Raw genomic sequence first — 23,862 nt, 5'->3', positions numbered from 1 at the left:
ACAAAAACAAAAGGCGCCCCGAAGGGCGCCCTGTTTCACTCGATGAGCCGGATTACAGCACGTCGATGGCGTTCAGATCGGAGAACGCCTGCTCCAGACGCTTGATCATGGAGGTCTGGCCTTCACGCAGCCATACGCGCGGATCGTAGAACTTCTTGTTCGGCTTGTCGGCGCCTTCCGGGTTGCCCAGCTGGCCTTGCAGGTAAGCTTCGTTCTTCTTGTAGAAGTTCAGCAGACCTTCCCAAGTCGCCCACTGGGTGTCGGTGTCGATGTTCATCTTCACCACGCCGTAGGAGATGGATTCGCGGATCTCTTCCAGGGTAGAGCCGGAGCCACCGTGGAATACGAAGTCCAGGCTCTTGGCCGGGATACCGAACTTCTCGGAGACGTATTTCTGGGAGGCGTCCAGGATGGAGGGGGTCAGCTTGACGTTACCCGGCTTGTAAACACCGTGCACGTTGCCGAAGGAGGCAGCGATGGTGAAGCGCGGGCTGATCTTGGACAGACGCTCGTAAGCGTAAGCCACGTCTTCCGGCTGGGTGTACAGAGCGGACTGATCCATGTGGCTGTTGTCCACACCGTCTTCTTCGCCGCCGGTGCAACCCAGTTCCAGCTCGAGAGTCATGTTCATCTTGGCCATGCGGGTCAGGTACTCGCAGCAGATGTCGATGTTCTCTTCCAGAGACTCTTCGGACAGATCCAGCATGTGGGAGGAGAACAGCGGCTTGCCGGTCTCGGCGAAGTGCTTCTCACCGGCGTCCAGCAGACCGTCGATCCACGGCAGCAGCTTCTTGGCGGCGTGGTCGGTGTGCAGGATGACCGGCACACCGTAGGCTTCGGCCACGGCGTGAACGTGCTTGGCACCGGAGATGGCACCCAGGATGGCGGCCTTCTGACCTTCCAGCTTCAGGCCCTTACCGGCGGTGAACACGGCGCCGCCGTTGGAGAACTGAACGATGACCGGGGCTTTTACCTTGGCGGCCGCTTCCAGTACGGCGTTGACGGAGTCGGTACCAACGCAGTTAACGGCCGGCAGAGCGAAGCCGTTTTCCTTGGCGATAGCGAATACCTTCTGAACGTCATCACCGGTGATAACGCCGGGTTTTACGAAGTCGAAAATCTTCTTAGACATGTTTCTCGTCCTATTCTCGTATGCCGATAAAAAATTGTGGGGTTCATCATGAACCGGCATGGGCGGGCACATGATAGACGAAACGGGAGGCTTTTGCCCCCCGTTTCGGGTCACGATCAGGCTTTGGCGCGCTCTTCCAGGATGGCGACGGCCGGCAGTTTCTTGCCTTCTACGAACTCCAGGAAGGCGCCGCCGCCGGTGGAGATGTAGGAGACCTTGTCGGAGATACCGAACTTGTCGATGGCCGCCAGGGTGTCACCACCACCAGCGATGGAGAAGGCCGGGGACTCGGCGATGGCGCGGGCAATCACTTCGGTGCCCTTGGCGAACTGGTCGAACTCGAACACGCCGACCGGGCCGTTCCACAGGATGGTCTTGGCGTTCATGATGATGTCGGCCAGGGCCTTGGCAGAATCCGGACCGATGTCGAAGATCATGTCGTCGTCAGACACGTCAGCCACAGACTTGGTGGTGGCCGGGGTGGATTCGGAGAACTCTTTACCCACAACCACGTCGGTGGTGGCGGGGATGGAGGTCTCGGCAGCCAGCTTCTTGGCGGTGTCGATCAGGTCGTGCTCGCACAGGGACTTGCCGACGTTGTGACCGGCAGCGGCGATGAAGGTATTGGCGATGCCACCACCGACCACCAGCTGGTCAGCAATCTTGGAGAGGGACTCCAGCACGGTCAGCTTGGTAGAGACCTTGGAACCACCAACGATGGCCACCATCGGGCGTGCCGGGTTGTCCATGGCCTTGCCGAGGGCTTCCAGCTCGCCAGCCAGCAGGGGGCCGGCACAGGCAACCGGAGCGAACTGGGCCACACCGTAGGTGGAGCCTTCGGCGCGGTGAGCGGTACCGAATGCATCCATCACGAAGATGTCGCACAGGGCGGCGTACTTGCGAGCCAGCTCTTCGGCGTTCTTCTTTTCACCCTTGTTGAAGCGGCAGTTTTCCAGCACGACCAGCTCACCGGCGGCGACGTCCACGCCGTCCAGGTAATCCTTGGCCAGGCGAACTTCGCAGGACAGAGCGTCTTTCAGATAGTTAACGACCGGTTGCAGGGAGAACTCTTCGTTGTACTCGCCTTCGGTCGGACGACCCAGGTGGGAGGTGATCATCAGCTTGGCGCCCTTTTCCAGAGCCAGCTTGATGGTCGGCAGGGTGGCGACGATACGTGCATCTGAGGTGACCTTGCCATCTTTTACCGGCACGTTCAGGTCAGCACGGATCAGGACGCGTTTACCAGCCAGATCCAGGTCGGTCATCTTGATAACAGACATATTCAGTCCTCTATATTTTCCAGGTAATGTTAAAAACAGTAACCTTGTCCCCGGGGCAGGCTCAGCCTGCAACCATCATGGCCCGGGTGGTATCCAGCATCCGATTCGCGAAGCCCCATTCGTTATCACACCACATCAACATCTTGACGAGGTTGGCATCGCTCACTCGGGTCTGGGTACCATCAATGATGCATGAATGGGCATCATGATTGAAATCGACGGAGACCAACGGTTCTTCGGTATAGTCCAGAATGCCGACTAATGTACCTCTGGACGCCCGTTGCAGTGCTTGATTTACGTCAGAAACCGACACTTTTTTTCGCACCGTGATACTCAAATCCATGGCGGTGACGTTGATGGTGGGCACCCGCACCGCGATCGCCTCAAACTTGCCGGCAAAATGGGGCAAGATGCGCTCCAGCCCTTTGGCCAGCTTGGTATCCACCGGGATGATGGATTGACTGGCGGCCCGGGTTCGGCGCAGATCGCCGTGGTAGGCGTCGATCACCTGTTGGTCATGCATGGATGAATGAATTGTAGTAATAGTACCACAATTGATTTCGAATTCTCGATGCAATGTTTCGATGACGGGGACCACGCAGTTAGTGGTGCAGGAGGCATTCGAGACGATGCGCTCACGCCCGGTCAGCACCCCGTGATTGACGCCATAGACAATGGTGGCGTCCACGTCCGCATCGGCCGGATGGGAGAAGAGCACCTTGCCCGCCCCGGCGGCCAGATGCAGCTCGGCATCGGCGCGCGAGCCAAACACGCCGGTGCAATCGAGCACCACATCCACCTTGAGTGCCCGCCAGGGCAAGTTGGCCGGATCGCGCTCGGCAAACAGGGGAATCAGGTCTTCCCCCACCTGCATGCTGTTGCCTGCCAGCTCGACCGGAAAACGGAAGCGACCATGGCTGGTGTCATAGCGGGTCAGGTGCGCCATGGCCTTGGGATCGGCCAGCTCGTTGATGGCCACTATTTTGATATTTTTGTCGCGACCGCTCTCGTAGAGGGCGCGCAGCACGTTGCGGCCGATACGGCCATAGCCATTGATGGCGATGCGGATCATCCGAGCAGAGCCTCCTTGAAGGTGCCTCGGGCCAGCAGGGCCGCACCGAACACGCCGGCGCTGTCACCCAGGGCAGGCCTGATGATAGGGGTGGTGAATCTGGGGTTGAAGAGATAGGGCAGCACGCTCTGACGTCCGGCGCTGTAAAGGCTGTCGATGTTGCCGACCCCGCCGCCGATGACGATGACATCCGGGTCGAGGATATTGACCACGTTGGCGATGGCTTGGCCAAACAGACGGTGCAAGCGATCGAGGGTCTGGCGCGCCACCTGATCGTGGGCAGCGGCGGCCGCTATCTGGGGCAGCTTGAGCAGACGCTTGGTCTTGCCGCGGTACCAGGCCTCCAGGGCCGGGCCACTGATGAGCGTCTCGACACAGCCGCGCTTGCCGCAGTAGCACTCGGGACCATCGGGGAGGAGCACGTTATGGCCCCACTCGCCGGCGATGCCATGATGGCCGTTGAGGATGCGCCCATCCACGACTATGCCGGAGCCGACCCCGGTGCCCATGATGATGCCAAACACCACCCGGGCGTCGGGATAGCGATCGCGTACGGCACCGAGATGAGCCTCGGCCAGGGCGAAACAGTTGGCATCGTTGGCGATGAGCACGGGAATACCGAGCCTGGCCTCCAGGTCCTCCTTGAGGGGGCGGCCATTGAGCTCAGTGGTATTGCAGTTTTTCATCACCCCGGTCTGGGGATCCCGCGCCCCCGGCGTACCTATGCCGAGCCGCTCGGGCCTTCGCCCCAGGGTGGCCGCGCCGCGCTCGACCAGGGTGGCGATCCCCTCGATGATACCGGCATACCCGAAATCGCAGGGAGTCGGCTGCCGCTCACGCAGCACCACCTTGTCGCCCTCAAGCACCACACACTCCATCTTGGTGCCGCCCAGATCGAGCCCCCAGTCCCAGCTCATGATCGCTCCTGATTCAACGCTGCCGGCAAAGAGCGGGCAGTGTACCACCTTGCCGAAAACAAGACAGGGCCCGCAGGCCCTGTCATTTCATCGTGCAGACTTACTTCTTGGCCTGCTCTTTGGCATCGTCGGCAGCCGGCTTCTCGATGGCCAGCAGCTCGACGTCAAAGGTCAGCACAGAGTTGGCCGGGATGGAGCCGGCACCGTGCTCGCCGTAGGCCAGCTTGGCCGGCAGGAAGAACTTGAACTTGGAGCCAACCGGCATCAGCTGCACGCCTTCGGTCCAACCCGGGATCACCTGGTTGAGCGGGAAGGTGGCCGGCTCACCGCGATCGACGGAGCTGTCAAACTTGGTGCCATCGGTCAGGGTACCGGTATAGTGAACCTTGACGATGTCGGTAGCCTTGGGCTTGGCGCCCTCACCCATCTTCTCGACCTGGTATTGCAGGCCGGACTCGGTGGTCTTGACCCCTTCCTTCTTGGCGTTCTCGGCCAGGAACTCTTCACCCTTCTTCAGGTTGTCGGCGGCGTCTTTCTCGGCCTTCACCTTGGAGAGCTCGTTGATCTTGGCGTCGTAGGCTTGCAGGGCCTTCTGGATCTCTTCGTCGCTCATGCCGGCGCTCTTGGCCAGACCGTCAGTCACCCCCTTGAGGATGACGCTGTTGTCCAGCTTGATGCCCAGCTCTTGCTGACGCTCCAGGGTGTTGGCGATGTAACGACCCATGGAGAGACCGATGGCGTAACCGGATTGCTCCTCAAAGCTCTTGGCCTCAGCCTTGGCGCCCTCGGCCGGCTTGGCGGCTTCGGTCTTGGTCTCGGCGGGAGCCGCCGGTTTCTCGTCCTTCTGGCACGCAGTCAGACCTACGGATACGGCAGCAGCCAGCAGGGACATCTTCAGAAATTTGTTCATCAGTTTCTCCAAAACGTAAAACCGCTCTCGATTCCTTCTTGAAATGAGAGGTTTATAGCAACAAACGCCTTATACTAACCCTCGAATTCGGGCGAACAAGAGCATGAGACAGGAAAAATGCAAAAAAGTGCCATCCTCGTTCTGTTGTGCCCCCTGCTGCTCTGTGGTTGTGACAAACCCGAGGGGCAACCCCTGCAGACCCGAGAACTCTCCTACCAGGGGGCATTGACCGCAGATCTCTCTGCCGATAGCCATACGGCGCTGGTTTCCACGGCACAACAGATCACTGTTTGGGACCTGAAAGAGGATAAACAACGCTACCGCTGGGGCATGGACTCTCCCGATGGCAACCTGGTCTTCGTCAGTCGCTTCTCACCAGAAGCCAGCCACGCCGTCACCGCCACCATGACCACCTTCGCCCTGTGGCGCCTGGCCGACGGACAGTCGGTCGGTTACTACTCCCTGCCCGAGTCTCGCCTGCGCGACATCGCCCTCTCCGAGAGCGGTCGCTTCGTGCTGATTGGGCGCGAGGATGGCAAGGCCGAGTTTGTTGACCTCACCAGCGGCCGGCGTCTGCAGTTTCTCGGCCACACCGAGCAGGTGAACACGGTCGATCTCTCGGCCAACGGACGCTATGCCCTGACCGGTGGTAACGATTACAGCGCCTATCTGTGGGATACCCAAAGCGGCCAAGTGATTCATCGCTTCAACCATGGCAGCCGGGTCACCCTGGTTCGGCTCGATCCCCAGGGGCGTTATGCGTTTACCGCCAGCAGCATGGGACAGGCCAGAGTGTGGGAGCTGGTCAGCGGCAAGGAAGTCAGCCGGCTACAGATGAAACACCGCCAGGAGATCTACAGTAACGCTCGCTTCGTCAACCAGGGCCAGTGGCTACTGACCGGCTCCCCGTCGCGCCAGGCCAACCTGTGGCGAGTGAGTGACGGCGCGCCACTGGGTGAGTGGCTGGTGACAGCGCGCAAGGGAGCGCGACCTTCCGGCGCAGTGGTCTATGGCGTGGCTTTGGGCGACAATAGCCAGGTTGTCACTGTCAGCTCCAACGGCCTGGCCGAAACCTGGAGCCTCAAGTAAAGGAAGGTTATGGAAAAGCAGCAGTTGCTCGAACGCATCGAAACCCTGGAGACCCGCCTGGCCTATGCCGAATACACGGTAGAGCAGCTCAACGAAGAGGTGACGCTGCAGGGGCGCGAGCTCGACAAGATGCGCCAACTGGTCCATCTGCTGGCGGATAAATTCAAGGCGATGCAGCCGACCCAGATCGCCAGCATGGCCGAAGAGACGCCACCACCACATTATTGATTCGCCCACAAAAAAGCCCGCACGATGCGGGCTTTTTTATGACTCAGGCAATCAGTGCTGATGGCCCTTGCCACCACAACCACCACCGCCGCAGCAGCCGCCATGGCCCTGCTCTTCTTCGGCGTGATGATGGTGACCGCCACCACAGCAGCCACCGTGGTCATGGTCGTGATCGTGGTCGTGATCATGGTGATGATGACCACCACAGCCACCGGCGCCGTGCACATGGCCGTGGGCCAGCTCTTCGGCGGTCGCCGGACGCACGTCCTTGATCTCGACCTTGAAGCCCAGGGTCACGCCGGCCAGCGGATGGTTACCGTCGACCTTGACGAACTCCTCGGAGACTTCAACCACGGTCACCGGACGGTGGCCATCGTCGGTCTCGGCCACGAAGGTGTCACCCTCGGCGACATCCATGCCGTCAAACAGCTCACCCGGAACCTCCTGCACCAACCCTTCGTCGTATTCGCCGTAGGCCTGCTCGGGGTTCAGGGTCACTTCGAAGGCGTCGCCAACGGCGCGCCCTTCCAGGGCAGCTTCCAGCCCGGAGACCAGATAACGGGTACCGTGCATATAAACCAGCGGCTCTTTGCCAACCGTGGTATCGATCACCTCGCCATGCTCGTCGGTAACCGTGTATTCCAGCGTAACTACGCTCAGGGGAGCTACTTTCATGTCAGGAATCCTGCTGAGTGAAAAAACGGCCCCAGCATAACCGAAAACCACCGGATCGCCTATGCCCCATCAGGGACGAAAGACGCCGATCACCTCCTCCGCAGACCGGGTTGCCTGTGTCACCTCTTCGGTGGGACGCACCTGGGTGTCACCGCACTCGGTGCAGGTCACCTTCTCGACTCCATGCTCCAGATACAGCATCATGGTGTCCATTTTGCCGCAGGCGGAACAGACCGCCCCGGCGATAAAGCGTTTTTTACGTCGGGTTTCCATTTTTGTTACCTCCCGACAGCATCATATCAGGGTTTCCTCATGCATCACGCCATCGAATTTCTCACCGGTCACACGGCCACCCTCTCCTTTGGCAAACGCCTGCGCCTGCCTCAAGGGCGGTTGCTACAGGTTCGTCACGGCATGGGGCTGCTGCGCCTGGGCAACCAGGAGCATCTGCTGTGCGACGGCGAGATCTTCTGGCTCCCCGCCGACTGCCTGGCCGCCTTTACCCCCCTGCGCGGTTGCCACTGGCGGGAGGTGCGTCTCTCGATTCGGCAAGCCCAACCCGAACGCTCGGGTTGGCTGCGCCCTTCACCCCTGATAGGCGCGCTGCTCGACGATCTGGCACTGTGGCAGGAAGAGCGAGAGTGGCAAGGCCCCTATGGAGACCGTCTGCGGGTGCTGGCCGATCTCCTGCGCCGCGCCCCACTGCACCCTGAGCCGGTGAGTACTGTGCTACAGCAAGAGTGGCAAGGACTCTGCCAAGGCATCATCCCGACCGAGGTGAGCGAGGCGCTGGCCGCCCTGGTGGCGCAATATCGCCTGATCCGTGCCGATCGCCAGCTCAAGGGGGGACAAGCTATCGCCCCCGTCCTCACCGCTCTGGGCTACCCGGACGAGCTGAGCTGGCAGCAAGAATTAGCGTTCTGGTTGCAGGAGTGATCGCCTCGCCTCCCCTATGCTGTTAACAATGAGCAGAGGAGGCAGACCATGAAGGCATGGTGGTTGGTTCTACTGGCGATAACCTGTGTCGAGGCCAAGACCCGGGTCGAGATATTCACTGACTCCAGTTATGCCCCCTACTCTTGGCAGGAAGGGCAGGAGGCGCGCGGCATCTATCCCGACATAGTGAGAGAGGTCGCCAAAGGGATGCCGGATTTTGAACTGGTGCTCAAGCCCGTTCCCTGGCGCCGGGCCCTCAGCATGGTGGAGCAGGGGACGGCCTTTGCCCTCCTCCCACCTTATTACAATCAGGATGATCGCCCCTGGATCTGGCCCTACTCCCAGCCCCTGCTCGATGAGGAGGTCGTGGTCGTCTGCAACGACAAGCTGGCCATCAACACCGACGAGGCGCGCTTTCCCCAGGACTATCATGGCCTGCGTTTTGGCATGAACGCCGGCTTCTCGATTGGGGGTAAGGCCTTCTGGGACGCCGTCGCAGCAGGCAAGATCGAACTGGAGCCGGCCAAGAGCAACCGCGAAAATCTCCTCAAGATCCTGCGCGGTCGGGTCGATTGCACCATCAATGACAAGCTGTCGCTGCTGGCCGAGATGCTGACCATGATCAAAGAGGGCCACATCGCGCTCGAGGACATGAGCCGCTTTCGCCAGGGCCCCGTGGTCACACGGGAGCAGGGTTTCTTGGGCTATGCCGCCAACGACAAGGGCTTTCCCTTCAAGGATCAGTTCGTGAAGCAGTTTGACCGCGCCCTCCATCAGCTGCGACAGCAAAATGGCATAGCCCGCATCGTGGAGCACCATGTGGGAAAGTCCCAACGCTGAGGCCACCGCCGGAAGGGCCCCAGCGAACTTTATCGTCTCCGGATAACACTTTTGAGAGAGCGTTCGCCCCATGAGTCCGTTTTTTCGTTATGCTAGGAACGCCCTCCTCTCTCTTATTTACTTGGGATATCAATCATGAAGAGCAAGGCGAACCAGTCACAAGGGATGCTGCTTTTTCGCCTCACCCGGCAGCAGCTGTTTGCCATCGGTACCCTTAAGGTCAAGGAGATCGTCCCCTATACCCCCTTGACCGCCATCCCCCAGAGCCACCCGACCGTGCTCGGCGCCGTCAGCCTGCGGGGGCATACCCTGCCAGTCATCGACATGGCCAAGGCCGTCGGCTATCAGCCCCTCACCCGGGATGAGCATAAGGATTGCTTTATCATCATCACCGACTGCCGCCGCACCCTGGTGGGTTTTCTGGTGCGCGGCATCGAGCGCATTGGCGAGTGCAACTGGCGCGACATCACGCCGCCGCCAGCCAGCCTTGGCCACAATATCTTCGTCACCGGGGTGACCCGGATCGGTGAGCAACTGGTCCAGCTGCTCGATGTGGAGTTGATCCTCTCGCGGGTCTTCCCCGACGCCCCCGAGCACCTCTATCCGCTGCTCACCGATGTGCAGCGGGAAGTCCTCAAACCCATGCAGATCCTGATGGTGGATGACTCGGCGGTCGCCCGTAAGCAGCTGATGGTGGCCCTCGACTACATCAACATCCCCTACCAGGTCTGTGGCAATGGCCGGGATGCCCTGCAGATGATGCAACAGGCCGCCGATCGGGGTACCCCGATTGACATCCTGGTGAGCGACATAGAAATGCCGGGCCTCGACGGCTATGAGCTGGCCTTTGAGGTGCAAAACGATGCCCGTCTCGCCGGCGCCTACATCATCCTGCATACCTCGCTCTCGAGCGAGATCAGCATTGAGAGGGCGCATCAGGTAGGCGCCCATGAGGCACTGACCAAGTTCGAGGCCAACGAGCTCATTCAGGCCATGCTGCGCGGCGCCGAACATCATAAGGCCCTGGTCGAGCAGTGATCGTCGAGAGTCATTTCCGGGCCCCCTGGTGGGCCCACAACCCCCATCTGCAAACCATACTGCCAAAATGGCTACGCCGGGCGCCGGCCCGCTTCATCGCCGAACGCTTCGACTTGTCGGACGGCGACTTTGTCGACCTCGCCTGGAGTGGGGTGGTCGACGCCGGTCCCGCCCCCTTGGTCGTGGTGTTCCACGGGCTGGAGGGGAGCATCCACTCCCACTACGCCAAGGGGCTATTTAGCCATCTGCAGCGACAGGGGACGCAGGCCGTGCTGATGCACTTTCGCGGCTGCAGCGGTGAGCCCAATCGCCATCTGCAGGCCTATCACTCGGGCGCGATCCAGGATGCCCAGGAGGTCATCGCCGAGCTGAGCCGGCGCTTCCCGGGCAAGCCATTGCTTGCCATTGGTTTCTCACTGGGTGGCAACATGCTGGTCAACCTGTTGGCACGGGCCTGTCCGGCGGCACTGACCGCGGCCGTGGTGGTCTCGGCCCCGCTGCAACTGGAGAGCTGCGCCGAACGCGTCAATCAGGGCTTCTCTAAGGTCTACCAGAACTATCTGCTGCGGACCATGCGCCGCAATCTCCTCAGCAAGATCCGGCAACAGCAGAAGGCGAGCGAACGCTGGCAGCCCAAACAGGTGGAGGGCATCGCCACCCTGCGCGATTTCGATGAACAGGTGACCGCCCCCCTGCATGGCTTCCACGACGCCAACCACTACTACCAGAGTTGCTCGGGCCTGCCGCTGCTGGCACAGATCCCGATCCCCACCCTGATCCTCCACGCCGCCGACGATCCCTTCATGTCGCAGGCCGTGATCCCGCGCGCCGAGCTGCTCTCGCCCCAGGTGCGCTACGAGCTGAGTCGCCGCGGCGGTCATGTGGGTTTTCTGCACGGGACCCCATGGCGTCCGCGTTTCTGGCTGGATGAGCGGATCAGCCAATGGCTGCATGAGGTGAGCCGCTAAAAAGGGGTTGCAGGGCGCGGGGCGGGCGGCACAATAGGGCCCTATTTATCCGCACCAGAGCCCGCCCATGATCATCCCCTGGCACACCATCGAAGCCGAGACACTGCACAATTTGATCGAATCTTTCGTGCTGCGCGAGGGGACCGACTACGGGGAGGCGGAAGCCACCCTGGAGGAGAAGGTCGCCGCGGTGCGCGCCCAGCTGGAGGCCGGCAGTGCCGTCATCGTCTATAGCGAGCTGCACGAGAGCGTGGACATCATTCCGCGGGATCGCTTTCCCAGGGAGGCTTGACCGCTTTCCGGTTGGGCCCGTATAACGGAGGTTATCAAGGAAGAGGACTCTCCATGTCGGCCAAACACCCCATCATCGCCGTGACCGGCTCCTCCGGTGCCGGAACCTCCACCACTACCCTCGCCTTTCGCTCCATGTTTCATCAACTGGGCTACAAGGCGGCCGTGGTGGAAGGGGACAGCTTTCACCGCTACACCCGTCCCGAGATGGACGTCGCCATCCGCAAAGCTCGGGAGCAGGGGCGCCACATCAGCTACTTTGGCCCCGAGGCCAACGACTTCGCCCTGCTCGAGCAGTTCTTTCAGGAGTATGGCCAGAGCGGACAGGGGCAATACCGACGCTACCTGCACACCTTCGACGAGGCGGTTCCCTTCAACCAGATGCCGGGCACCTTCACCCCCTGGCAGAGCCTGCCCGACGAGACGGATCTGCTCTTCTACGAGGGGTTGCACGGGGGCGTGGTCACCGACGAGCACAACGTCGCTCGCCACGTGGACTTTCTCATCGGGGTGGTGCCTATCGTCAACCTGGAGTGGATCCAGAAGCTGGTGCGCGATACCTCGGAGCGGGGCCACTCGCGGGAGGCGGTGACCGACTCCATCGTCCGCTCCATGGATGACTACATCAACTTCATCACCCCCCAGTTCTCCCGCACTCATATCAACTTCCAGCGGGTCCCCACGGTCGATACCTCCAACCCCTTCAGTGCCAAGGTGATCCCGAGCCTCGACGAAAGCATGCTGGTGATCCGCTTTCGCGGCATCAAGAACGTGGACTTCCCCTACCTGCTCGCCATGATCGACGGCAGCTTCATGTCGCGCCCCAACACCATAGTGGTGCCGGGGGGCAAGATGGGCTTTGCGATGGAGCTGATCCTGCTCCCCCTGATCCAGCAGTTGCTGGAGAGCGGCAAAATCACCTGATCCCGGAGGTTACTCATGCGTATCCTGCTTCTGCTGCTGCCCCTGCTGCTCGCCGGTTGTAGCAGCGCACCGTCCGGCACCACGCCCACCACGGGAACCCTGGTGGTCAAACCGGCGACCGCCTGGCCCTACGGTCAGTCGGTTCGCTTCGCCATGGCCGAGCAGTATCAGTATGCCGGTGCCAGCGTCGAAGGCTGGCTCACCCCGATTCAGGAGGCGGTCGAGCAGAAACTCAAGGCGCACGGTTGGCAGCCTCAGACCATGGACGACGCCGACCTGCTGGTGGCGGTCGGCGTGGCGGGCGCCGCCGACCTATCCAACGCCGAGATCTTCAGCCGGCTGGGCATGACACCGGGGCAGATCACGAGCAAGGAGCAGAGAGCCGGAACCCTGGCCGTGGTGCTCCTGGATCGCCAGAGCGAGCGGCCGGTGTGGAGCGCCACCCTGCAACTGGAGGTGGGTGATCGCGTCCCCGATGAGGAGCGGGTCCGTTTCAGCCAACGCTGGGTTGCCCAGATGCTGGCCACCCTGCCTGGCGCCCAATAACAACATGGCCTGCAATGCAGGCCATGTTGTTCGGCGACACCCGGTCCAGGTGCGCTATTGCGCGCTCTCGGCCTTATCCGCCGGGTCCATGTGCTCCATGTTGTTCATGTCACCCATGTCCTTCATGTGATCCATGCCTGCTTCAGCCGGTTGGCTGCTACAGGCCAGCACAGTGGCTCCCTGCTGGGCGAGGGTCGCCTGCTTGTCCTTGACCCAGAGCTCGGTCAGGCCAAAGCGGTAATAGTCCCCCTGTTGCTCAGAGGATTCCGCCCACAACAGCTTGTACCATACATCGCCCTGCTCAAACTGCGCGGTCTGGGCCTGACGATCGAAGGCGATGGCCAGAGCCTGCTCACCGCACTGGTACTGCACCTGCTCATACTGGGTCGGCTGAGGTGAACTACAGGCGGCCAGCCCCATCACGGGCAACAGCATCATCACTCTTTTCATCTCTCTTTCCTTTCTGTTGTGCGTAAATCCCTTGAGCCCGCGTTCAGGCGGCCACGATTCGATAACCGTGGGTGATCTCGACCGATTTTTCCAGCATCAACGAAACGGAACAGTACTTCTCCATGGAGAGATCGACGGCGCGGGCCACCTGCTTCTCGGCCAGCTCGTGGCCGGTGACGACAAACTCCAGGTGGATCTTCTTGAAGACCCGCGGCGCCGTCTCGGCTCGTACCGTATCGATCTCCACCTTGCAGCCGGTCACCGCCTGGCGGCCCTTCTCCAGAATCGAGACCACGTCGATGGAGCTGCAGCCGCCAATGGCCATCAGCACCAGCTCCATGGGGCTCGGCCCCTCGCCCGGATTGGCGCCGTCCAGCAAGACCCGATGACCCGACTCGCTCAGCCCTTCGAACTTCATGCCCTCAACCCAGGTCACTTCCGCTTTCATTTCTCTCTTCCTCTGGATAGCAATAATGTGATCCGTAGCATACCACTCTCCCATGGCCCGCACTTAGTGACGTGTTAATAGATCAAAATCAACACCTCCGGCCAGTGGGCTTCCTAGAATGCCCCGCACTGGCGGCAAGCCTTGTCTCGATGGGCAAAGGCTCTTATGCTACTGCCACTTACAAACAAGGAATGGCAAGTGTGGCACCTTGCCGGGACCAAGAAGTCCAAATAATTCAACAGAGGAATACTCATGGCTATTGGCAAACCGCAAAGCGATCCCACTCTCGAATGGTTTCTGTCGCATTGCCATATTCACAAGTACCCGGCGAAGAGCACCCTGATCCATGCGGGCGAGAAGGCAGAGACCCTGTACTACATCGTCAAGGGGACGGTGGCCGTTCTGATCAAGGATGACGAAGGCAAGGAGATGATCCTCTCCTACCTCAACCAGGGTGACTTTATCGGCGAGATGGGCCTGTTCGAAGAGGGCGAGAGCCCAGAGCGGACCGCCTGGGTGCGCGCCAAGGGCTCCTGTGAAGTGGCCGAGATCTCCTACAAGAAGTTCCGCCAGCTGATCCAGGTAAACCCCGAGATCCTGATGCGCCTCTCCGGCCAGATGGCCAAACGTCTGCAACACACCAGCCAGAAAGTGGGTAACCTCGCCTTCCTCGACGTGACCGGCCGTATCGCCCAAACCCTGCTGAACCTGGCCCGCCAGCCGGATGCCATGACCCACCCGGACGGCATGCAGATCAAGATCACCCGCCAGGAGATCGGCCAGATCGTCGGCTGCTCCCGCGAAACCGTCGGCCGTATTCTGAAGATGCTCGAAGAGCAGGATCTCATCTCCGCCCACGGCAAGACCATCGTCGTCTTCGGCACCCGCTGAGCCTGACACCGAATAACGGGCTGCCCTCTCGGCAGCCCTTTTTGTTGGATGACCCCATGCACCTGCAATGCCCCTTCTGCCGAGCCCCCCTCCATCGCCACGCCGCCTCGGGCGGTGCCTACTGCGACAACAAGCACCACTTCGACAAGGCCCCTGAGGGTTATCTCGACCTCATCCCCGGCAAGCACTCCCCCAAGGAGGGCGAGAGCCGTGCCCTGATGCGTGCCCGTCGTCACTGGCTCGAGCAGGGGGCCCTGGCCCCCCTGGCCGAGGCCCTGGCCGCCCTGCTACCGGCAGAGGCCGGTGAGCTGATCGTGCTGGGGGCCGGTGAGGGCTATCTGTGCCGTGCCCTGGCCGAGCGCCGCCCCGACTGGCAGCTGGTTGGCATCGAGCGGGCCAAGAACGCCATCTTCGCCGCCGCCAAGGCCCAGCCCGATGCCGAATTTGTGCTGGCCGACCCGACCCGCCCGCCGCTGCAACCGGGACAGGCGCAGGCCCTGCTGCTCGAAGCCGGCCACAAGAGTCGCCCGGCCGAACTGGCCCCCCTGCTTGCCCCCGGTGGCATCCTGTTGCTGCTGAGCCAGGGCCCGCGCCACCACTGGCAGCTGCGTAGCCACATCAATCCGGATGCCAGGGAGCACCCGGCTACCTGGCCGAGCATCGCGCCCCTTAACGAGCTGGCCCGTCAACGCTGCCACTTCGAGGTCGCCATGGATGCAGAGTCACGCGAGCTGATGCTCGCCACCAGTCCACTCGCCTGGCGCGCCAACAACGCGGTGCGTCACGCCTATCAGCAGCAGGGCAGTCCCCTGCTCGAGCACGATTATCTGCTAACCCTGTGGCAGCGGCCCGCCTGAACGCCATAAAGCACAACGCCTCCCGAGGGAGGCGTTGTCGTATCAGAGCCGGCGTCAGTCGTTGCGACCGATAAAGAGATCGGTCACGTGGCAGCTGGTGCGCGAGGCGAGCGCATCGAGCATATAGGCCGCCGCATCCTCGGGAGTCATGAAGCGGCTGGGATCCACGTGATTGCTGTTATCCCAGAACTCGCTGCGGATGCCGCTCGGGTAGAGGTTGACCAGCCGCAGCGGCCCTCCCTTGAGCTCGGCGCGCAGGGACTCGAGAAAGCCGCGCATGCCCCACTTGGAGGCACAATAGAGACTCTCGTTGGCCTTGCCCACCTGGGCCGCCGAAGAGAGCACATTGGCCAGCACCCCACCCCGGTCGCCGAGCAGACGCACCGTCTGCTGGGCCACCAGTATGGTGGAGACCAGGTTGTTCTCGACCACCGAGCGGATCTGCTCGGCGGTGTAGACACCGACCGGCCCGAACTCCCCCACCCCGGCACAGTGGATCACCATGTCGGGGAGTCCGCCCCACTCGACGGCGGCCGAGAAGGCCATCTCCACCTCTTCCAGGTGGGAGAGATCGGCGGCGATGCCGATCACCTGCTCACCGAAGCGCAGCTCTTGCTCCTGCAGCTTATGATGCCGGCGGCCCATCATGGCCACCCGATGGCCCCTGGCCACCAGCCCGTCAGTCAGGGCCCGGCCCAGACCGGTGCCGGCCCCCGTGACTATGGTGTAACCCATGATGGCGTGCCCCTATCAGAAGGTGAATTCGGCGCCGACGAACCAGCCGTCCAGATTCTGGTCGACGCGGTCGAAGTCGATCTGGGCCTCACGCCAGCCGGCACGCACCTTGACCGGCGCGGAGGCGAACTTGTAGGCACCGCCCAGGCGATAGTCGAAGTTGTCGGCATCTCTGACGCGGGCGTCGGCGAAGGCGGAGAGACCCGTGCCCGGCACCTTCATCTCGGTGGCGCCATAGGCCATCAGCATGTCTTCATCGTAGGCGTAGTGCAGGGTGTTGAAGTCACCGTCATAACGACGACCGGTCAGACCCAGATCGATCTTGAACAGATCGTTGTTGAACAGGCGGTAGTAGAGGCTCAGATCGTAGGCCAGCAGATCGTTGTTGAAGGCGCCGCCCGAGCTGCTCATGTCGGTCATCTCGAACTTGGCGTTCGGCAGCAGGATGATACCGTGCTCGAGTTGCAGATAGCCGTTCCAGTTGTAGTTGCTATCGTAGCTGGCACCGTTACCGGAAATCTGACCGCTGCCCTGGGCATTCCATACGTCGGCACCGGCGGCAAAGCGCCAGTCGTTGGCGGCCATGGCGGAGCTGCTCATCAGGGCCAGCAGGGAGGCGGCGATCAGGCTCTTGTTCATTCTGTTATTACTCCATCGTTGGACAGGAAAGCCCCATATTCTACCGCGCCGGCGGGGAATACCCAGAGGCAAACGCTGAACAACGACCAAATATGTCAGTGCTGCATGCCCTTCATCGGCTCGACACCCTTGACCGGCAGGGAGAGGGTCAGGCTCTGGCCATCATCGAAGGTGAGGGTGAGCGGGAACGGCTTGTCCTGACTCAGCACATCGCGCAGCTCGAAGAGCATCACATGCAGTCCACCCGGTTGCAGCTGCACCATTCCCTTGGCGGGCACCTCGATGGCCTCGACCTGGCGCATCCGCATCACCCCATTCTCGTGCAGATGGGTGTGCAGCTCGGCACGGGCAACCTCGGGGGAGGCGGCGGCCACCAGCTTGACCGGCTTATCGGCGTCGTTCTTGAGCATCATGAAGGCGGCGGTGTTGGGCGCCCCCGGGGGCAACAGACGCACATAGCCGTCGACGGCCTCGACCTTGGCCAGGGCCGGAGCGGCGATCAGGGTGGCGATGAGGGGAAAAAACGCGCGTTTAAACATGGTTGAGATCCCTTTATGATGTTGTTAACAGGGGTGGAAGGTTACCCCAACAAGAATCTTTTGCCAGCCCCCTGATTCAAGGAGTGGGAGATGGAGCAAGTTATCGAACGGAACTGTCAGGATGGGGTGCTGACCCTGACCCTGACGCGCCCCCACAAGCGCAATGCACTCAATACTCGCATGTATCAGGAGCTGACGCAGGCACTGCAAGCGGCGAGAGAGGATGAGGCCACCCGGGTAGTGCTTATCCAGGGCAGCGAGGAGTGCTTCACTGCCGGCAACGATCTGGCCGACTTCCTCGGCAAGGAGAGCCTGGGCGAGGATGACCCCATCCTCAGCTTCCTGCACACCCTGGCCGATTTTCCCAAGCCGGTGGTCGCGGCGGCGGCCGGCCCCGCGGTCGGGATCGGCACCACCCTGCTGCTGCACTGCGATCTGGTCTGTCTGGCCGACAACGTCCGGCTCTGCCTGCCGTTTGTGGATCTGGGCCTGGTGCCCGAGTTTGCCTCCAGCCTGCTGCTGCCGCGCGCCGTGGGGCACCTGAGGGCCAGCGAACTGCTGCTGCTCGGCGCCCCGTTCGGCGCGGCCGAGGCTCAGGCCATGGGGCTGGCCAACCGGGTCGTGCCCGCCGCCGAGCTGCTGACCACGGCTCGGGGGCTGGCCGCTGCCCTGGCGGGCAAGCCACCGCGCGCCCTGCAACAGAGCAAGGCGCTGCTCAAGCAGGAGCTGCGCCAGGCGGTGCACTTCACCATCGATCTGGAGGCGCGCGCCTTCGCCCTGGCCCTGCAGGGGGATGAGGCACAGACCCGCATCGCCGCCAAGCTGGGCGGGCGCTAGTTAAGGCGGAATCGACCGATCAGCTCGCACGCCTGCACTTTTTCCTGGGTCTGGATCAGGCGGGCGATCTCGGGAGTGGGGTGGCGCTTGAGAAAGGCAAGCAGGGCGGCGCGGCAGCAGCCCAGCTCACCGATCAGTGCCGCACACTGGCGGTGTGGACACTGGGGTACCAGGGCGGTCACCAGCTCGGAGGCAAGCTTGAGGTAGCGCAGCTCGAAGGTGGGTTCCTGCATCTCGCCCCAAAACTGGGCCAAGCGGTGGCAGGTGGCCACCTGCATGGTGGCCTGCTCCGCCAGCTCCAGCTCGGGGTCAGGCTCCAGCGCCAGCTCGAGAGCCCGCTGATAGAGACAGACGGCGGCACCAAAGGCGCCGTTATTCTGGGCCACTCTGGCCTCTAACATGTACTCCTGCCAATGGATTCGGTTCATGAGCGCATCCTCCCTGCGATGGTGCTATTGATCTCCAATTGAGAACAAATATCAACAACGCATTTTATGAGGAGATTGCTCCTTTGCCCTGCCCACCCCCTATAATGGCCCCTCACGCTTATCAAGGTTTGCCATGTCACCTCGTCTGCCTCAGGCACTGGGCTGCTCGCTCCTCTGCGTGCCCCGCATGCTGGTCTGGATCTATTAGCGGCGCGAGAGCGCACGCCAGAGTCCATTTCCATCCATGTTGAGGAGTACCAAGATGAACACCTGCCAACACTGGTCCCAGGTCGAATACCTGCACCTGACGGTGACCAACCCCAACATCACGCTCAAGGGACGACACAGTTACTACTCGGGGGCGTGGGACGGCCCCTTCGAAGAGGTCGCGGTGCGATACCTTCACGGCGACCGCTTCAGTCGTCACCCCGACACGGGCTGGGCACCCCTGTGGGAGATAGACAGGCTGCATATCGGGGACTATGTGCAGATTGCGGCCGGGGTGAAGATCATCATGGGGGGCAACCATACCCATAACACCGCCTTCATCAGCACCTATCCCTTCAACAGTCTCGAGGCCTTGCAGCGCAGCTACCGCCCCGCCGGGGACACTCGCATCGGCAACGACGTCTGGATCGGCATGGATGCGATGATCATGCCGGGGGTGACAATAGGAGATGGCGCCATCATCGCCGCCCGCGCCCTGGTCACTCAGGATGTGCCCCCCTACACCATGGTGGCGGGCACGCCGGCCAGGGTGATCCGCATGCGTTTTAGTGACGACGAGATAGCACGGCTACAGGCGCTCGCCTGGTGGGATTGGCCCGATGAGCAGGTGCAGGCCCTGCTTCCCCTGATCCAGCAAGGGGAAGTCGCCCTGCTCGAGACCGCCGCCGCCCATTGGCAGGCAGGCGGAAGCGAAGCCCCCTAGACGGAGACAAGGCGCCCCTCGGCGCTTAGTGGCCGGAGCGCGCCGGATTGAGCAGACACTGCTGACCCGGGTAACCGGGCAGATGGGCGGCGCGGCTGCTGCAAGCCAGCTGTTTGGCCTCATGCAGCCGCACCTTGAGGTTGTGGCTATCCACACCGGCCCAGCCCATCTGCTCCCCGAGCCAGGTCGCCCAGGCGAACTCGATGAAATAGACCTGCTGATCCTTGTCGATGTAGCCGGCATCCTCCAGCAACCCGGCCAGGGTGCGATAGGGATAGTCGGGCAGATCCTGCACCCGGGCGGGCAGCTGATCGGGCTCGAGGGGACGACCCCGCTCATCTTGCAGCCAGACCCAGTGATTGGCGCGCATCTGGCGCCAGAAGTTGGCCGGGTCCTTGAGCCTGGCAATCACCCTGACCCGCGCCTCGCGTACCCCGCTGCGCCACAACGCCGTGGTCAGATGGTGGCGATCCACCAGCCAGAAGCGCCCATCCGGCGAGATCACCACGGGGATCTCTTTTTTCTTCATCAACTTGTCGAGCTGCTTCGGGCTTTTTTCCGCCAGCGCGGCCTGTTCGCGCTCGACCTGCAACAGGCCGATCCCGCCCTGGGTCGGATGCAAGTCGGCGATCGCCAACCGGCACCCGCTCCCGACCTCACTCTCGGGGGTGCAGGGGGCCAGGGCCCAGGCGAGTGGGGTCAACAGCCAGAGGACTATCCAGAGGCCTCTTCTCATCGTGCTCTCCTTTTTCTGCGAGACTTTTCCGTGGACCGGGCTATCATGGCGCCACTTAGCTCCTGTTTGCGCTTCTCTTTATTAAGGATCCGAACATGAAGGGATGGATACCCCTGTTAGTCACACTTTCGGCAAGCCCCCTCTGGGCCGCCGAGATCCCCGCCGGCACCCGCCTCGCCCCGGAGCAGACCCTGGTGCGCCACCTCAAGGATGAGCCGGTCAGCCTCTCCCCCCTCGAGCTGGTCGGGCTGCCCGAGCTGCAGGTGGCCCGGGATCTCTTCGAGGGACTGCTCAATCAGGATCCGCACGGCAATCCGGTGGCCGGCACGGCCCAACGCTGGGAGCAGCAGGACCCGCGTCACTATACCTTCTACCTGCGCCCCGAGGCACGCTGGAGCAACGGCGATCCGGTGACCGCCCAGGACTTCGTCTACGCCTGGCGACGTCTGGTCGATCCCCGCGAGGGGGCCAGCTTCGCCTGGTTTGCCCGCCTCGCCGCCTTCGAACACGCCGACGCCATCCTGGCGGGCAAGCTCCCCCCCGAGCAGCTGGGGATCGAGGCGCTCGATGAACACACCCTGCGCATCACGCTGGCGCGCCCCGTGCCTTATCTGCTCAACCTGCTGACCCACCCCAGCCTGTTTCCCCTGCACAGGGCCAGCATAGAGAGAGAGGGTAAGGCCTGGACCCAGCCGGGCAAGCTGGTCGGCAACGGTGCCTTCGTGCTGGCGCGCCGGGTGGTCAACGAGCGGCTCGAGCTGGCGCCCAACCCCCACTACTGGGACAAGGCCAATACGGTGCTGACCCGGGTCACCTTCCTGCCCATCAACCAGGAGAGCGCCGCCACCCACCGCTACCTGGCCGGAGACCTTCAGATCACCGAGTCCTTCCCCAAGGAGCAGTATGCCCAGCTGCTGACGCAGCATCGGGCTGAAGTCTTCACCCCACCCCAGCTCGGCACCTACTACTACGCCTTCAACACGCGCCAGGCCCCGCTCAACGACGTGCGGGTGCGCAAGGCCCTCTCGTATGCCATCGACCGCCGGCTCATCGCCGACAAGGTGCTCGGCAGCGGCGAGCTACCCGCCTGGCGCTTCACCCCGGACGTGACCCGTGGCTTCACCCCTGCCCCCAACTACCTGAGCCAGACGCCTCAGCCCGAGTTGGACCGACAGGCCAGGACCCTGCTCACCGAGGCCGGTTACGGCCCGGCCAAACCGCTGACCCTGACCCTGCTCTACAACACCGCCGAGATCCACAAGAAGATGGCGCTGGCCATCGCCAGCATGTGGAAACAGAAGCTGGGGGTGAAGGTGGAGCTGACCAATCAGGAGTGGAAGAGCTACCTCGACAGCCGCCAGAGCGGCCAGTTCCAGGTGATCCGCTCCTCCTGGGTGGCAGACTACAACGATCCTTCCGCCTTCCTCGGCCTGTGGCAGAGCCACCACAGCGGCAACATGGCCGGCTTTGCCAACGCCGACTACGACCGCCTGCTGCAAGGGGCCGAAGGGGCCGGGGGAGAGGCGCGCGCCGCCCTCTTCAATCAGGCCGAGCAACTGCTCACCGAGCAGATGCCCGTCGCCCCCATTTATCAGTACACCAACGCCCGTCTCATCAAGCCCTGGCTCAAGGGTTATCCCATCGATAACCCGGAGGACGTAGCCTACAGCCGCCAGCTCTATCTGGTGGCCCACTGACGGGCTCGTCACGCAGACGTGACACCTTGCCAGAGGGGGCCAAACAGGGTCCCCCTCTCTTTTTAAAGCCCCCTTCAAAAATGGTCGCTCTCTCTCTACAATGCGCCGTCTGCGTTTTTTATGAGCACACCATGACTCGCCTTCTTCTTCTCAGCCTGACCCTGCTCTCGTCCATCGCCTGGGCCTCTGACGAGGATCCGTGCCGCCACGCGTTCTCGACCTGGATGCTGGAACAGCACCAGACCTTCGCCAACCGCCAGCTCGGCAAGATGGAGCGGCGCCAGGCAGAGCGGGCCATCGACAAGGCGCGCACCCTGTTTAACAAGAACGGCGACTTCTGCAAGACCATGGCCGAGCTCGACGCGTTCAAGGATAAAGATCCGCGCTTCACCGCCCGCGGCGGCGAGATCCACGACTTCACCCCAGTGCTCTGATCCCCCATATTCAGGTTCTCCAAAACAAGGCGGCGCACCCTGGGGTGCGCCGCCTTGTTTTATTCGCTCGCCGCCTCGCGCGGCTGCCAGTGCTCCGGCACCTTGGCCATGGCATCCAGCACCACCTGGATGCCGGCCCCCGGCTTGGTGGCGTTCTCGCTCAGGTGGCGACGCCAGCCGCGCGCCCCCGGCAGATTCTGGAACAGCCCCAGCATGTGGCGGGTGACATGGGAGAGATAGTTGCCCTTGGCCAGCTCCTGCTCGATATAGGGCAGCATGCGGCGCACCACCTCGTGGCGGGTCAGCTGGGGCTGGCTCTCGCCGAAGATGAGGTTGTCCACCTGGCTCAGGATATAGGGGTTCTGGTAGGCCTCGCGCCCCACCATGACCCCGTCCAGATGGATGAGATGTTCCTGCGCCTGCTCCAGGCTGGTGACACCGCCGTTGATGGCGATGGTCAGCGCCGGGTACTCCTGCTTGAGCCGGTAGACCCGCGGGTAGTCGAGCGGCGGGATTTCACGGTTCTCTTTGGGGCTTAAACCGCTCAACCATGCCTTGCGGGCGTGCACGATGAAGGTGTCGCAGCCGGCGTCACGCACCTGCTCGATAAAGGCCTGCAAGAATTCGTAGGAGTCTTGCTCGTCGATGCCGATGCGGGTCTTCACCGTCACCGGGATGTCCACAACGTCGCGCATCGCCTTGACGCAGTCGGCCACCAGGGCAGGCTCCCCCATCAGGCAGGCGCCGAAGCGACCGTTCTGCACCCGATCCGAGGGGCAGCCCACGTTGAGGTTCACCTCGTCGTAGCCGCGCTCCTGAGCCAACTTGGCGCAGCGCGCCAGATCGGCCGGGTTGCTGCCGCCCAGCTGCAGGGCGATGGGGTGCTCCTCCTGGTTGTAACCGAGATAATCCCCCTTGCCGTGGATGATGGCGCCTGTGGTCACCATCTCGGTGTAGAGCAAGATGTTGCGGCTCAGCACCCGGTGGAAGTAGCGGCAGTGACGGTCCGTCCAGTCCAACATGGGGGCGATGGAGAATCGTCCGCTCCAGTGGGCGGTGTGGGGGCTGGCGGGATGCTTCTGGCTCATGGTGCTCGGGTCTTCTGGTTCTGTGTTCACACAATGCCGGCGCGGCCGGCGACAGGGGGAGGGAGTATAGCGAAATTGGCGCCCCAGATCAGCCATAGCTGGCCGAGCGAGGTAGCACGACGGCGGCCAGGCGCCTTCGCCTGTGTCAGATATCTTGATGCGGCGCTGCCGCATTAGGGGAGGGTGCAATAGGCGCGGCCCATTGCAACGGGTAAGTGAGATGCGGCTACGCCGCATTGGGGTTTCGCCCGCCCTACGGGCTATGGCGAGTGACTTTTCTTTGCGTGGCCAAAGAAAAGTCACCAA

Annotated in this window: 30 protein-coding genes; 15 read left to right on the top strand and 15 right to left on the bottom strand. The window is 62.3% G+C overall.

All coding sequences use genetic code 11. The features are described from left to right. Positions 1 to 52: 52 nt before the first annotated feature. The 5 genes from fbaA to fkpA all read right to left on the bottom strand — a co-directional run bounded on the left by fbaA (position 53) and on the right by fkpA (position 5,311). On the bottom strand, positions 53 to 1,132 hold the full coding sequence (gene fbaA / locus BN1121_RS01200) for a class II fructose-bisphosphate aldolase (protein ID WP_005346292.1): 1,080 nt from the start codon (positions 1,130 to 1,132) through the stop codon (positions 53 to 55). Positions 1,133 to 1,248: 116 nt separating this feature from the next. Beyond that, positions 1,249 to 2,412, bottom strand: coding sequence for a phosphoglycerate kinase (locus BN1121_RS01195; RefSeq protein WP_005346297.1), 1,164 nt, complete (start codon positions 2,410 to 2,412; stop codon positions 1,249 to 1,251). A gap of 61 nt (positions 2,413 to 2,473) precedes the next feature. Further along, positions 2,474 to 3,484, bottom strand: coding sequence for an erythrose-4-phosphate dehydrogenase (epd, locus tag BN1121_RS01190; protein WP_005346304.1), 1,011 nt, complete (start codon positions 3,482 to 3,484; stop codon positions 2,474 to 2,476). After that, entirely contained in the window at positions 3,481 to 4,401 is a 921-nt protein-coding gene (locus BN1121_RS01185; RefSeq protein WP_005346307.1) for an ROK family protein, read from the bottom strand. The genes epd and BN1121_RS01185 overlap by 4 nt, the downstream gene beginning before the upstream one ends. Positions 4,402 to 4,501: 100 nt before the next feature. Further along, on the bottom strand, positions 4,502 to 5,311 hold the full coding sequence (gene fkpA, locus BN1121_RS01180; RefSeq protein ID WP_005346311.1) for an FKBP-type peptidyl-prolyl cis-trans isomerase: 810 nt from the start codon (positions 5,309 to 5,311) through the stop codon (positions 4,502 to 4,504). 117 nt (positions 5,312 to 5,428) lie between these two features. Here fkpA and BN1121_RS01175 point away from each other — a divergent pair, with 117 nt between their 5' ends. Together BN1121_RS01175 and BN1121_RS01170 are read left to right on the top strand one after the other, a co-directional pair. Then, on the top strand, positions 5,429 to 6,400 hold the full coding sequence (locus tag BN1121_RS01175; protein ID WP_005346313.1) for a WD40 repeat domain-containing protein: 972 nt from the start codon (positions 5,429 to 5,431) through the stop codon (positions 6,398 to 6,400). A gap of 9 nt (positions 6,401 to 6,409) precedes the next feature. Beyond that, on the top strand, positions 6,410 to 6,628 hold the full coding sequence (locus tag BN1121_RS01170; protein ID WP_005346316.1) for a SlyX family protein: 219 nt from the start codon (positions 6,410 to 6,412) through the stop codon (positions 6,626 to 6,628). 51 nt (positions 6,629 to 6,679) lie between these two features. Here BN1121_RS01170 and BN1121_RS01165 read toward each other — a convergent pair whose 3' ends face one another. Further along, the gene (locus tag BN1121_RS01165; RefSeq protein ID WP_005346318.1) at positions 6,680 to 7,303 is read right to left on the bottom strand and encodes an FKBP-type peptidyl-prolyl cis-trans isomerase; all 624 of its coding nucleotides are present in this window, start codon (positions 7,301 to 7,303) and stop codon (positions 6,680 to 6,682) included. A gap of 69 nt (positions 7,304 to 7,372) precedes the next feature. Beyond that, entirely contained in the window at positions 7,373 to 7,576 is a 204-nt protein-coding gene (locus BN1121_RS01160; RefSeq protein ID WP_005346320.1) for a YheV family putative zinc ribbon protein, read from the bottom strand. 39 nt (positions 7,577 to 7,615) lie between these two features. Between BN1121_RS01160 and BN1121_RS01155 the strand changes: the two genes are divergently transcribed. From BN1121_RS01155 to BN1121_RS01125, 7 genes are all read left to right on the top strand, one after another. Further along, the gene (locus BN1121_RS01155) at positions 7,616 to 8,239 is read left to right on the top strand and encodes an AraC family ligand binding domain-containing protein (RefSeq protein WP_005346322.1); all 624 of its coding nucleotides are present in this window, start codon (positions 7,616 to 7,618) and stop codon (positions 8,237 to 8,239) included. A 48-nt stretch (positions 8,240 to 8,287) separates the two neighbouring features. Then, the gene (locus BN1121_RS01150; RefSeq protein ID WP_005346325.1) at positions 8,288 to 9,079 is read left to right on the top strand and encodes a substrate-binding periplasmic protein; all 792 of its coding nucleotides are present in this window, start codon (positions 8,288 to 8,290) and stop codon (positions 9,077 to 9,079) included. Between the two features lie 135 nt (positions 9,080 to 9,214). Then, positions 9,215 to 10,117 (top strand): chemotaxis protein, encoded by a 903-nt coding sequence (locus tag BN1121_RS01145; protein ID WP_005346328.1) that lies wholly within the window; start codon positions 9,215 to 9,217, stop codon positions 10,115 to 10,117. Continuing rightward, a complete protein-coding gene (locus tag BN1121_RS01140) occupies positions 10,114 to 11,085 on the top strand; it encodes a hydrolase (RefSeq protein ID WP_005346331.1) in 972 nt (323 codons plus the stop codon). Before BN1121_RS01145 ends, BN1121_RS01140 begins: the two co-directional genes overlap by 4 nt. Positions 11,086 to 11,152: 67 nt before the next feature. After that, positions 11,153 to 11,377 carry a YheU family protein gene (locus tag BN1121_RS01135; protein WP_005346336.1) on the top strand — a complete coding sequence of 75 codons (225 nt, stop codon included), beginning with the start codon at positions 11,153 to 11,155 and terminating at the stop codon, positions 11,375 to 11,377. 53 nt (positions 11,378 to 11,430) lie between these two features. Further along, positions 11,431 to 12,300 carry a phosphoribulokinase gene (locus tag BN1121_RS01130; RefSeq protein ID WP_005346338.1) on the top strand — a complete coding sequence of 290 codons (870 nt, stop codon included), beginning with the start codon at positions 11,431 to 11,433 and terminating at the stop codon, positions 12,298 to 12,300. Between the two features lie 15 nt (positions 12,301 to 12,315). After that, positions 12,316 to 12,846 carry a DUF4136 domain-containing protein gene (locus BN1121_RS01125; protein WP_005346340.1) on the top strand — a complete coding sequence of 177 codons (531 nt, stop codon included), beginning with the start codon at positions 12,316 to 12,318 and terminating at the stop codon, positions 12,844 to 12,846. A 54-nt stretch (positions 12,847 to 12,900) separates the two neighbouring features. Here the strand turns inward: BN1121_RS01125 and BN1121_RS01120 are convergent, their stop codons facing one another. Then, positions 12,901 to 13,296 (bottom strand): hypothetical protein, encoded by a 396-nt coding sequence (locus BN1121_RS01120; RefSeq protein WP_005346343.1) that lies wholly within the window; start codon positions 13,294 to 13,296, stop codon positions 12,901 to 12,903. A gap of 43 nt (positions 13,297 to 13,339) precedes the next feature. Then, on the bottom strand, positions 13,340 to 13,744 hold the full coding sequence (locus tag BN1121_RS01115; protein ID WP_005346347.1) for an OsmC family protein: 405 nt from the start codon (positions 13,742 to 13,744) through the stop codon (positions 13,340 to 13,342). Between the two features lie 252 nt (positions 13,745 to 13,996). Here BN1121_RS01115 and crp point away from each other — a divergent pair, with 252 nt between their 5' ends. Further along, complete coding sequence (crp, locus tag BN1121_RS01110) at positions 13,997 to 14,635, top strand: cAMP-activated global transcriptional regulator CRP (RefSeq protein WP_005346349.1); 639 nt, start codon at positions 13,997 to 13,999, stop codon at positions 14,633 to 14,635. Between the two features lie 56 nt (positions 14,636 to 14,691). Then, positions 14,692 to 15,492 carry a putative RNA methyltransferase gene (locus BN1121_RS01105; RefSeq protein ID WP_005346352.1) on the top strand — a complete coding sequence of 267 codons (801 nt, stop codon included), beginning with the start codon at positions 14,692 to 14,694 and terminating at the stop codon, positions 15,490 to 15,492. 54 nt (positions 15,493 to 15,546) lie between these two features. Here BN1121_RS01105 and BN1121_RS01100 read toward each other — a convergent pair whose 3' ends face one another. From BN1121_RS01100 to BN1121_RS01090, 3 genes are all read right to left on the bottom strand, one after another. Continuing rightward, positions 15,547 to 16,227: an SDR family NAD(P)-dependent oxidoreductase gene (locus BN1121_RS01100; protein ID WP_005346354.1), complete on the bottom strand. Its 681-nt coding sequence runs from the start codon at positions 16,225 to 16,227 to the stop codon at positions 15,547 to 15,549. 15 nt (positions 16,228 to 16,242) lie between these two features. Continuing rightward, on the bottom strand, positions 16,243 to 16,866 hold the full coding sequence (locus tag BN1121_RS01095) for a TIGR04219 family outer membrane beta-barrel protein (RefSeq protein WP_005346356.1): 624 nt from the start codon (positions 16,864 to 16,866) through the stop codon (positions 16,243 to 16,245). Positions 16,867 to 16,961: 95 nt separating this feature from the next. Beyond that, positions 16,962 to 17,405 (bottom strand): copper chaperone PCu(A)C, encoded by a 444-nt coding sequence (locus BN1121_RS01090; protein ID WP_005346357.1) that lies wholly within the window; start codon positions 17,403 to 17,405, stop codon positions 16,962 to 16,964. Positions 17,406 to 17,495: 90 nt separating this feature from the next. On the opposite strand from BN1121_RS01090, the gene BN1121_RS01085 reads away from it, so the two are divergent. Beyond that, positions 17,496 to 18,242: an enoyl-CoA hydratase-related protein gene (locus tag BN1121_RS01085; protein ID WP_005346359.1), complete on the top strand. Its 747-nt coding sequence runs from the start codon at positions 17,496 to 17,498 to the stop codon at positions 18,240 to 18,242. Here the strand turns inward: BN1121_RS01085 and BN1121_RS01080 are convergent. Continuing rightward, positions 18,239 to 18,670, bottom strand: coding sequence for a DUF2753 family protein (locus BN1121_RS01080; protein WP_043156988.1), 432 nt, complete (start codon positions 18,668 to 18,670; stop codon positions 18,239 to 18,241). The two genes, BN1121_RS01085 and BN1121_RS01080, sit on opposite strands and share 4 nt — an antisense overlap. A gap of 262 nt (positions 18,671 to 18,932) precedes the next feature. Between BN1121_RS01080 and BN1121_RS01075 the strand changes: the two genes are divergently transcribed. Beyond that, positions 18,933 to 19,601 carry a CatB-related O-acetyltransferase gene (locus tag BN1121_RS01075; protein WP_005346369.1) on the top strand — a complete coding sequence of 223 codons (669 nt, stop codon included), beginning with the start codon at positions 18,933 to 18,935 and terminating at the stop codon, positions 19,599 to 19,601. Positions 19,602 to 19,626: 25 nt separating this feature from the next. Here the strand turns inward: BN1121_RS01075 and BN1121_RS01070 are convergent, their stop codons facing one another. Further along, entirely contained in the window at positions 19,627 to 20,337 is a 711-nt protein-coding gene (locus BN1121_RS01070; protein WP_005346370.1) for a ParB-like protein, read from the bottom strand. A gap of 95 nt (positions 20,338 to 20,432) precedes the next feature. Between BN1121_RS01070 and BN1121_RS01065 the strand changes: the two genes are divergently transcribed. Next, complete coding sequence (locus BN1121_RS01065) at positions 20,433 to 22,034, top strand: peptide ABC transporter substrate-binding protein (RefSeq protein ID WP_005346375.1); 1,602 nt, start codon at positions 20,433 to 20,435, stop codon at positions 22,032 to 22,034. Positions 22,035 to 22,165: 131 nt separating this feature from the next. Beyond that, on the top strand, positions 22,166 to 22,468 hold the full coding sequence (locus BN1121_RS01060) for a hypothetical protein (RefSeq protein WP_005346377.1): 303 nt from the start codon (positions 22,166 to 22,168) through the stop codon (positions 22,466 to 22,468). A gap of 59 nt (positions 22,469 to 22,527) precedes the next feature. On the opposite strand, the gene dusA is transcribed toward BN1121_RS01060, so the two are convergent. Continuing rightward, the gene (dusA, locus tag BN1121_RS01055; RefSeq protein ID WP_005346379.1) at positions 22,528 to 23,556 is read right to left on the bottom strand and encodes a tRNA dihydrouridine(20/20a) synthase DusA; all 1,029 of its coding nucleotides are present in this window, start codon (positions 23,554 to 23,556) and stop codon (positions 22,528 to 22,530) included. Positions 23,557 to 23,862 lie beyond the last annotated feature (306 nt).

The sequence above is a fragment of the Aeromonas diversa CDC 2478-85 genome (genome assembly GCF_000819805.1).
In the GTDB taxonomy this organism is placed as follows: domain Bacteria; phylum Pseudomonadota; class Gammaproteobacteria; order Enterobacterales; family Aeromonadaceae; genus Aeromonas; species Aeromonas diversa.
The sequence above is the reverse complement of the archived record's forward strand: the minus strand, read 5'-3'. Positions and strand labels throughout refer to the sequence as shown.

What these genes read in the sequence shown, in the direction of transcription:
- BN1121_RS01135 (WP_005346336.1), top strand. Translation starts at nt 11,153, where the DNA reads ATGATCATCCCCTGGCACACCATCGAAGCCGAGACACTGCACAATTTG.
- BN1121_RS01195 (WP_005346297.1), bottom strand. Translation starts at nt 2,412, where the DNA reads ATGTCTGTTATCAAGATGACCGACCTGGATCTGGCTGGTAAACGCGTC.
- BN1121_RS01130 (WP_005346338.1), top strand. Translation starts at nt 11,431, where the DNA reads ATGTCGGCCAAACACCCCATCATCGCCGTGACCGGCTCCTCCGGTGCC.
- BN1121_RS01080 (WP_043156988.1), bottom strand. Translation starts at nt 18,670, where the DNA reads ATGAACCGAATCCATTGGCAGGAGTACATGTTAGAGGCCAGAGTGGCC.
- BN1121_RS01160 (WP_005346320.1), bottom strand. Translation starts at nt 7,576, where the DNA reads ATGGAAACCCGACGTAAAAAACGCTTTATCGCCGGGGCGGTCTGTTCC.
- dusA (WP_005346379.1), bottom strand. Translation starts at nt 23,556, where the DNA reads ATGAGCCAGAAGCATCCCGCCAGCCCCCACACCGCCCACTGGAGCGGA.
- fbaA (WP_005346292.1), bottom strand. Translation starts at nt 1,132, where the DNA reads ATGTCTAAGAAGATTTTCGACTTCGTAAAACCCGGCGTTATCACCGGT.
- BN1121_RS01105 (WP_005346352.1), top strand. Translation starts at nt 14,692, where the DNA reads ATGCACCTGCAATGCCCCTTCTGCCGAGCCCCCCTCCATCGCCACGCC.
- BN1121_RS01075 (WP_005346369.1), top strand. Translation starts at nt 18,933, where the DNA reads ATGAACACCTGCCAACACTGGTCCCAGGTCGAATACCTGCACCTGACG.
- BN1121_RS01115 (WP_005346347.1), bottom strand. Translation starts at nt 13,744, where the DNA reads ATGAAAGCGGAAGTGACCTGGGTTGAGGGCATGAAGTTCGAAGGGCTG.
- BN1121_RS01100 (WP_005346354.1), bottom strand. Translation starts at nt 16,227, where the DNA reads ATGGGTTACACCATAGTCACGGGGGCCGGCACCGGTCTGGGCCGGGCC.
- BN1121_RS01125 (WP_005346340.1), top strand. Translation starts at nt 12,316, where the DNA reads ATGCGTATCCTGCTTCTGCTGCTGCCCCTGCTGCTCGCCGGTTGTAGC.
- BN1121_RS01060 (WP_005346377.1), top strand. Translation starts at nt 22,166, where the DNA reads ATGACTCGCCTTCTTCTTCTCAGCCTGACCCTGCTCTCGTCCATCGCC.
- BN1121_RS01175 (WP_005346313.1), top strand. Translation starts at nt 5,429, where the DNA reads ATGCAAAAAAGTGCCATCCTCGTTCTGTTGTGCCCCCTGCTGCTCTGT.
- BN1121_RS01165 (WP_005346318.1), bottom strand. Translation starts at nt 7,303, where the DNA reads ATGAAAGTAGCTCCCCTGAGCGTAGTTACGCTGGAATACACGGTTACC.
- crp (WP_005346349.1), top strand. Translation starts at nt 13,997, where the DNA reads ATGGCTATTGGCAAACCGCAAAGCGATCCCACTCTCGAATGGTTTCTG.
- BN1121_RS01170 (WP_005346316.1), top strand. Translation starts at nt 6,410, where the DNA reads ATGGAAAAGCAGCAGTTGCTCGAACGCATCGAAACCCTGGAGACCCGC.
- BN1121_RS01155 (WP_005346322.1), top strand. Translation starts at nt 7,616, where the DNA reads ATGCATCACGCCATCGAATTTCTCACCGGTCACACGGCCACCCTCTCC.
- BN1121_RS01095 (WP_005346356.1), bottom strand. Translation starts at nt 16,866, where the DNA reads ATGAACAAGAGCCTGATCGCCGCCTCCCTGCTGGCCCTGATGAGCAGC.
- BN1121_RS01070 (WP_005346370.1), bottom strand. Translation starts at nt 20,337, where the DNA reads ATGAGAAGAGGCCTCTGGATAGTCCTCTGGCTGTTGACCCCACTCGCC.
- BN1121_RS01145 (WP_005346328.1), top strand. Translation starts at nt 9,215, where the DNA reads ATGAAGAGCAAGGCGAACCAGTCACAAGGGATGCTGCTTTTTCGCCTC.
- BN1121_RS01090 (WP_005346357.1), bottom strand. Translation starts at nt 17,405, where the DNA reads ATGTTTAAACGCGCGTTTTTTCCCCTCATCGCCACCCTGATCGCCGCT.
- BN1121_RS01120 (WP_005346343.1), bottom strand. Translation starts at nt 13,296, where the DNA reads ATGAAAAGAGTGATGATGCTGTTGCCCGTGATGGGGCTGGCCGCCTGT.
- BN1121_RS01065 (WP_005346375.1), top strand. Translation starts at nt 20,433, where the DNA reads ATGAAGGGATGGATACCCCTGTTAGTCACACTTTCGGCAAGCCCCCTC.
- BN1121_RS01085 (WP_005346359.1), top strand. Translation starts at nt 17,496, where the DNA reads ATGGAGCAAGTTATCGAACGGAACTGTCAGGATGGGGTGCTGACCCTG.
- epd (WP_005346304.1), bottom strand. Translation starts at nt 3,484, where the DNA reads ATGATCCGCATCGCCATCAATGGCTATGGCCGTATCGGCCGCAACGTG.
- BN1121_RS01185 (WP_005346307.1), bottom strand. Translation starts at nt 4,401, where the DNA reads ATGAGCTGGGACTGGGGGCTCGATCTGGGCGGCACCAAGATGGAGTGT.
- fkpA (WP_005346311.1), bottom strand. Translation starts at nt 5,311, where the DNA reads ATGAACAAATTTCTGAAGATGTCCCTGCTGGCTGCTGCCGTATCCGTA.
- BN1121_RS01150 (WP_005346325.1), top strand. Translation starts at nt 8,288, where the DNA reads ATGAAGGCATGGTGGTTGGTTCTACTGGCGATAACCTGTGTCGAGGCC.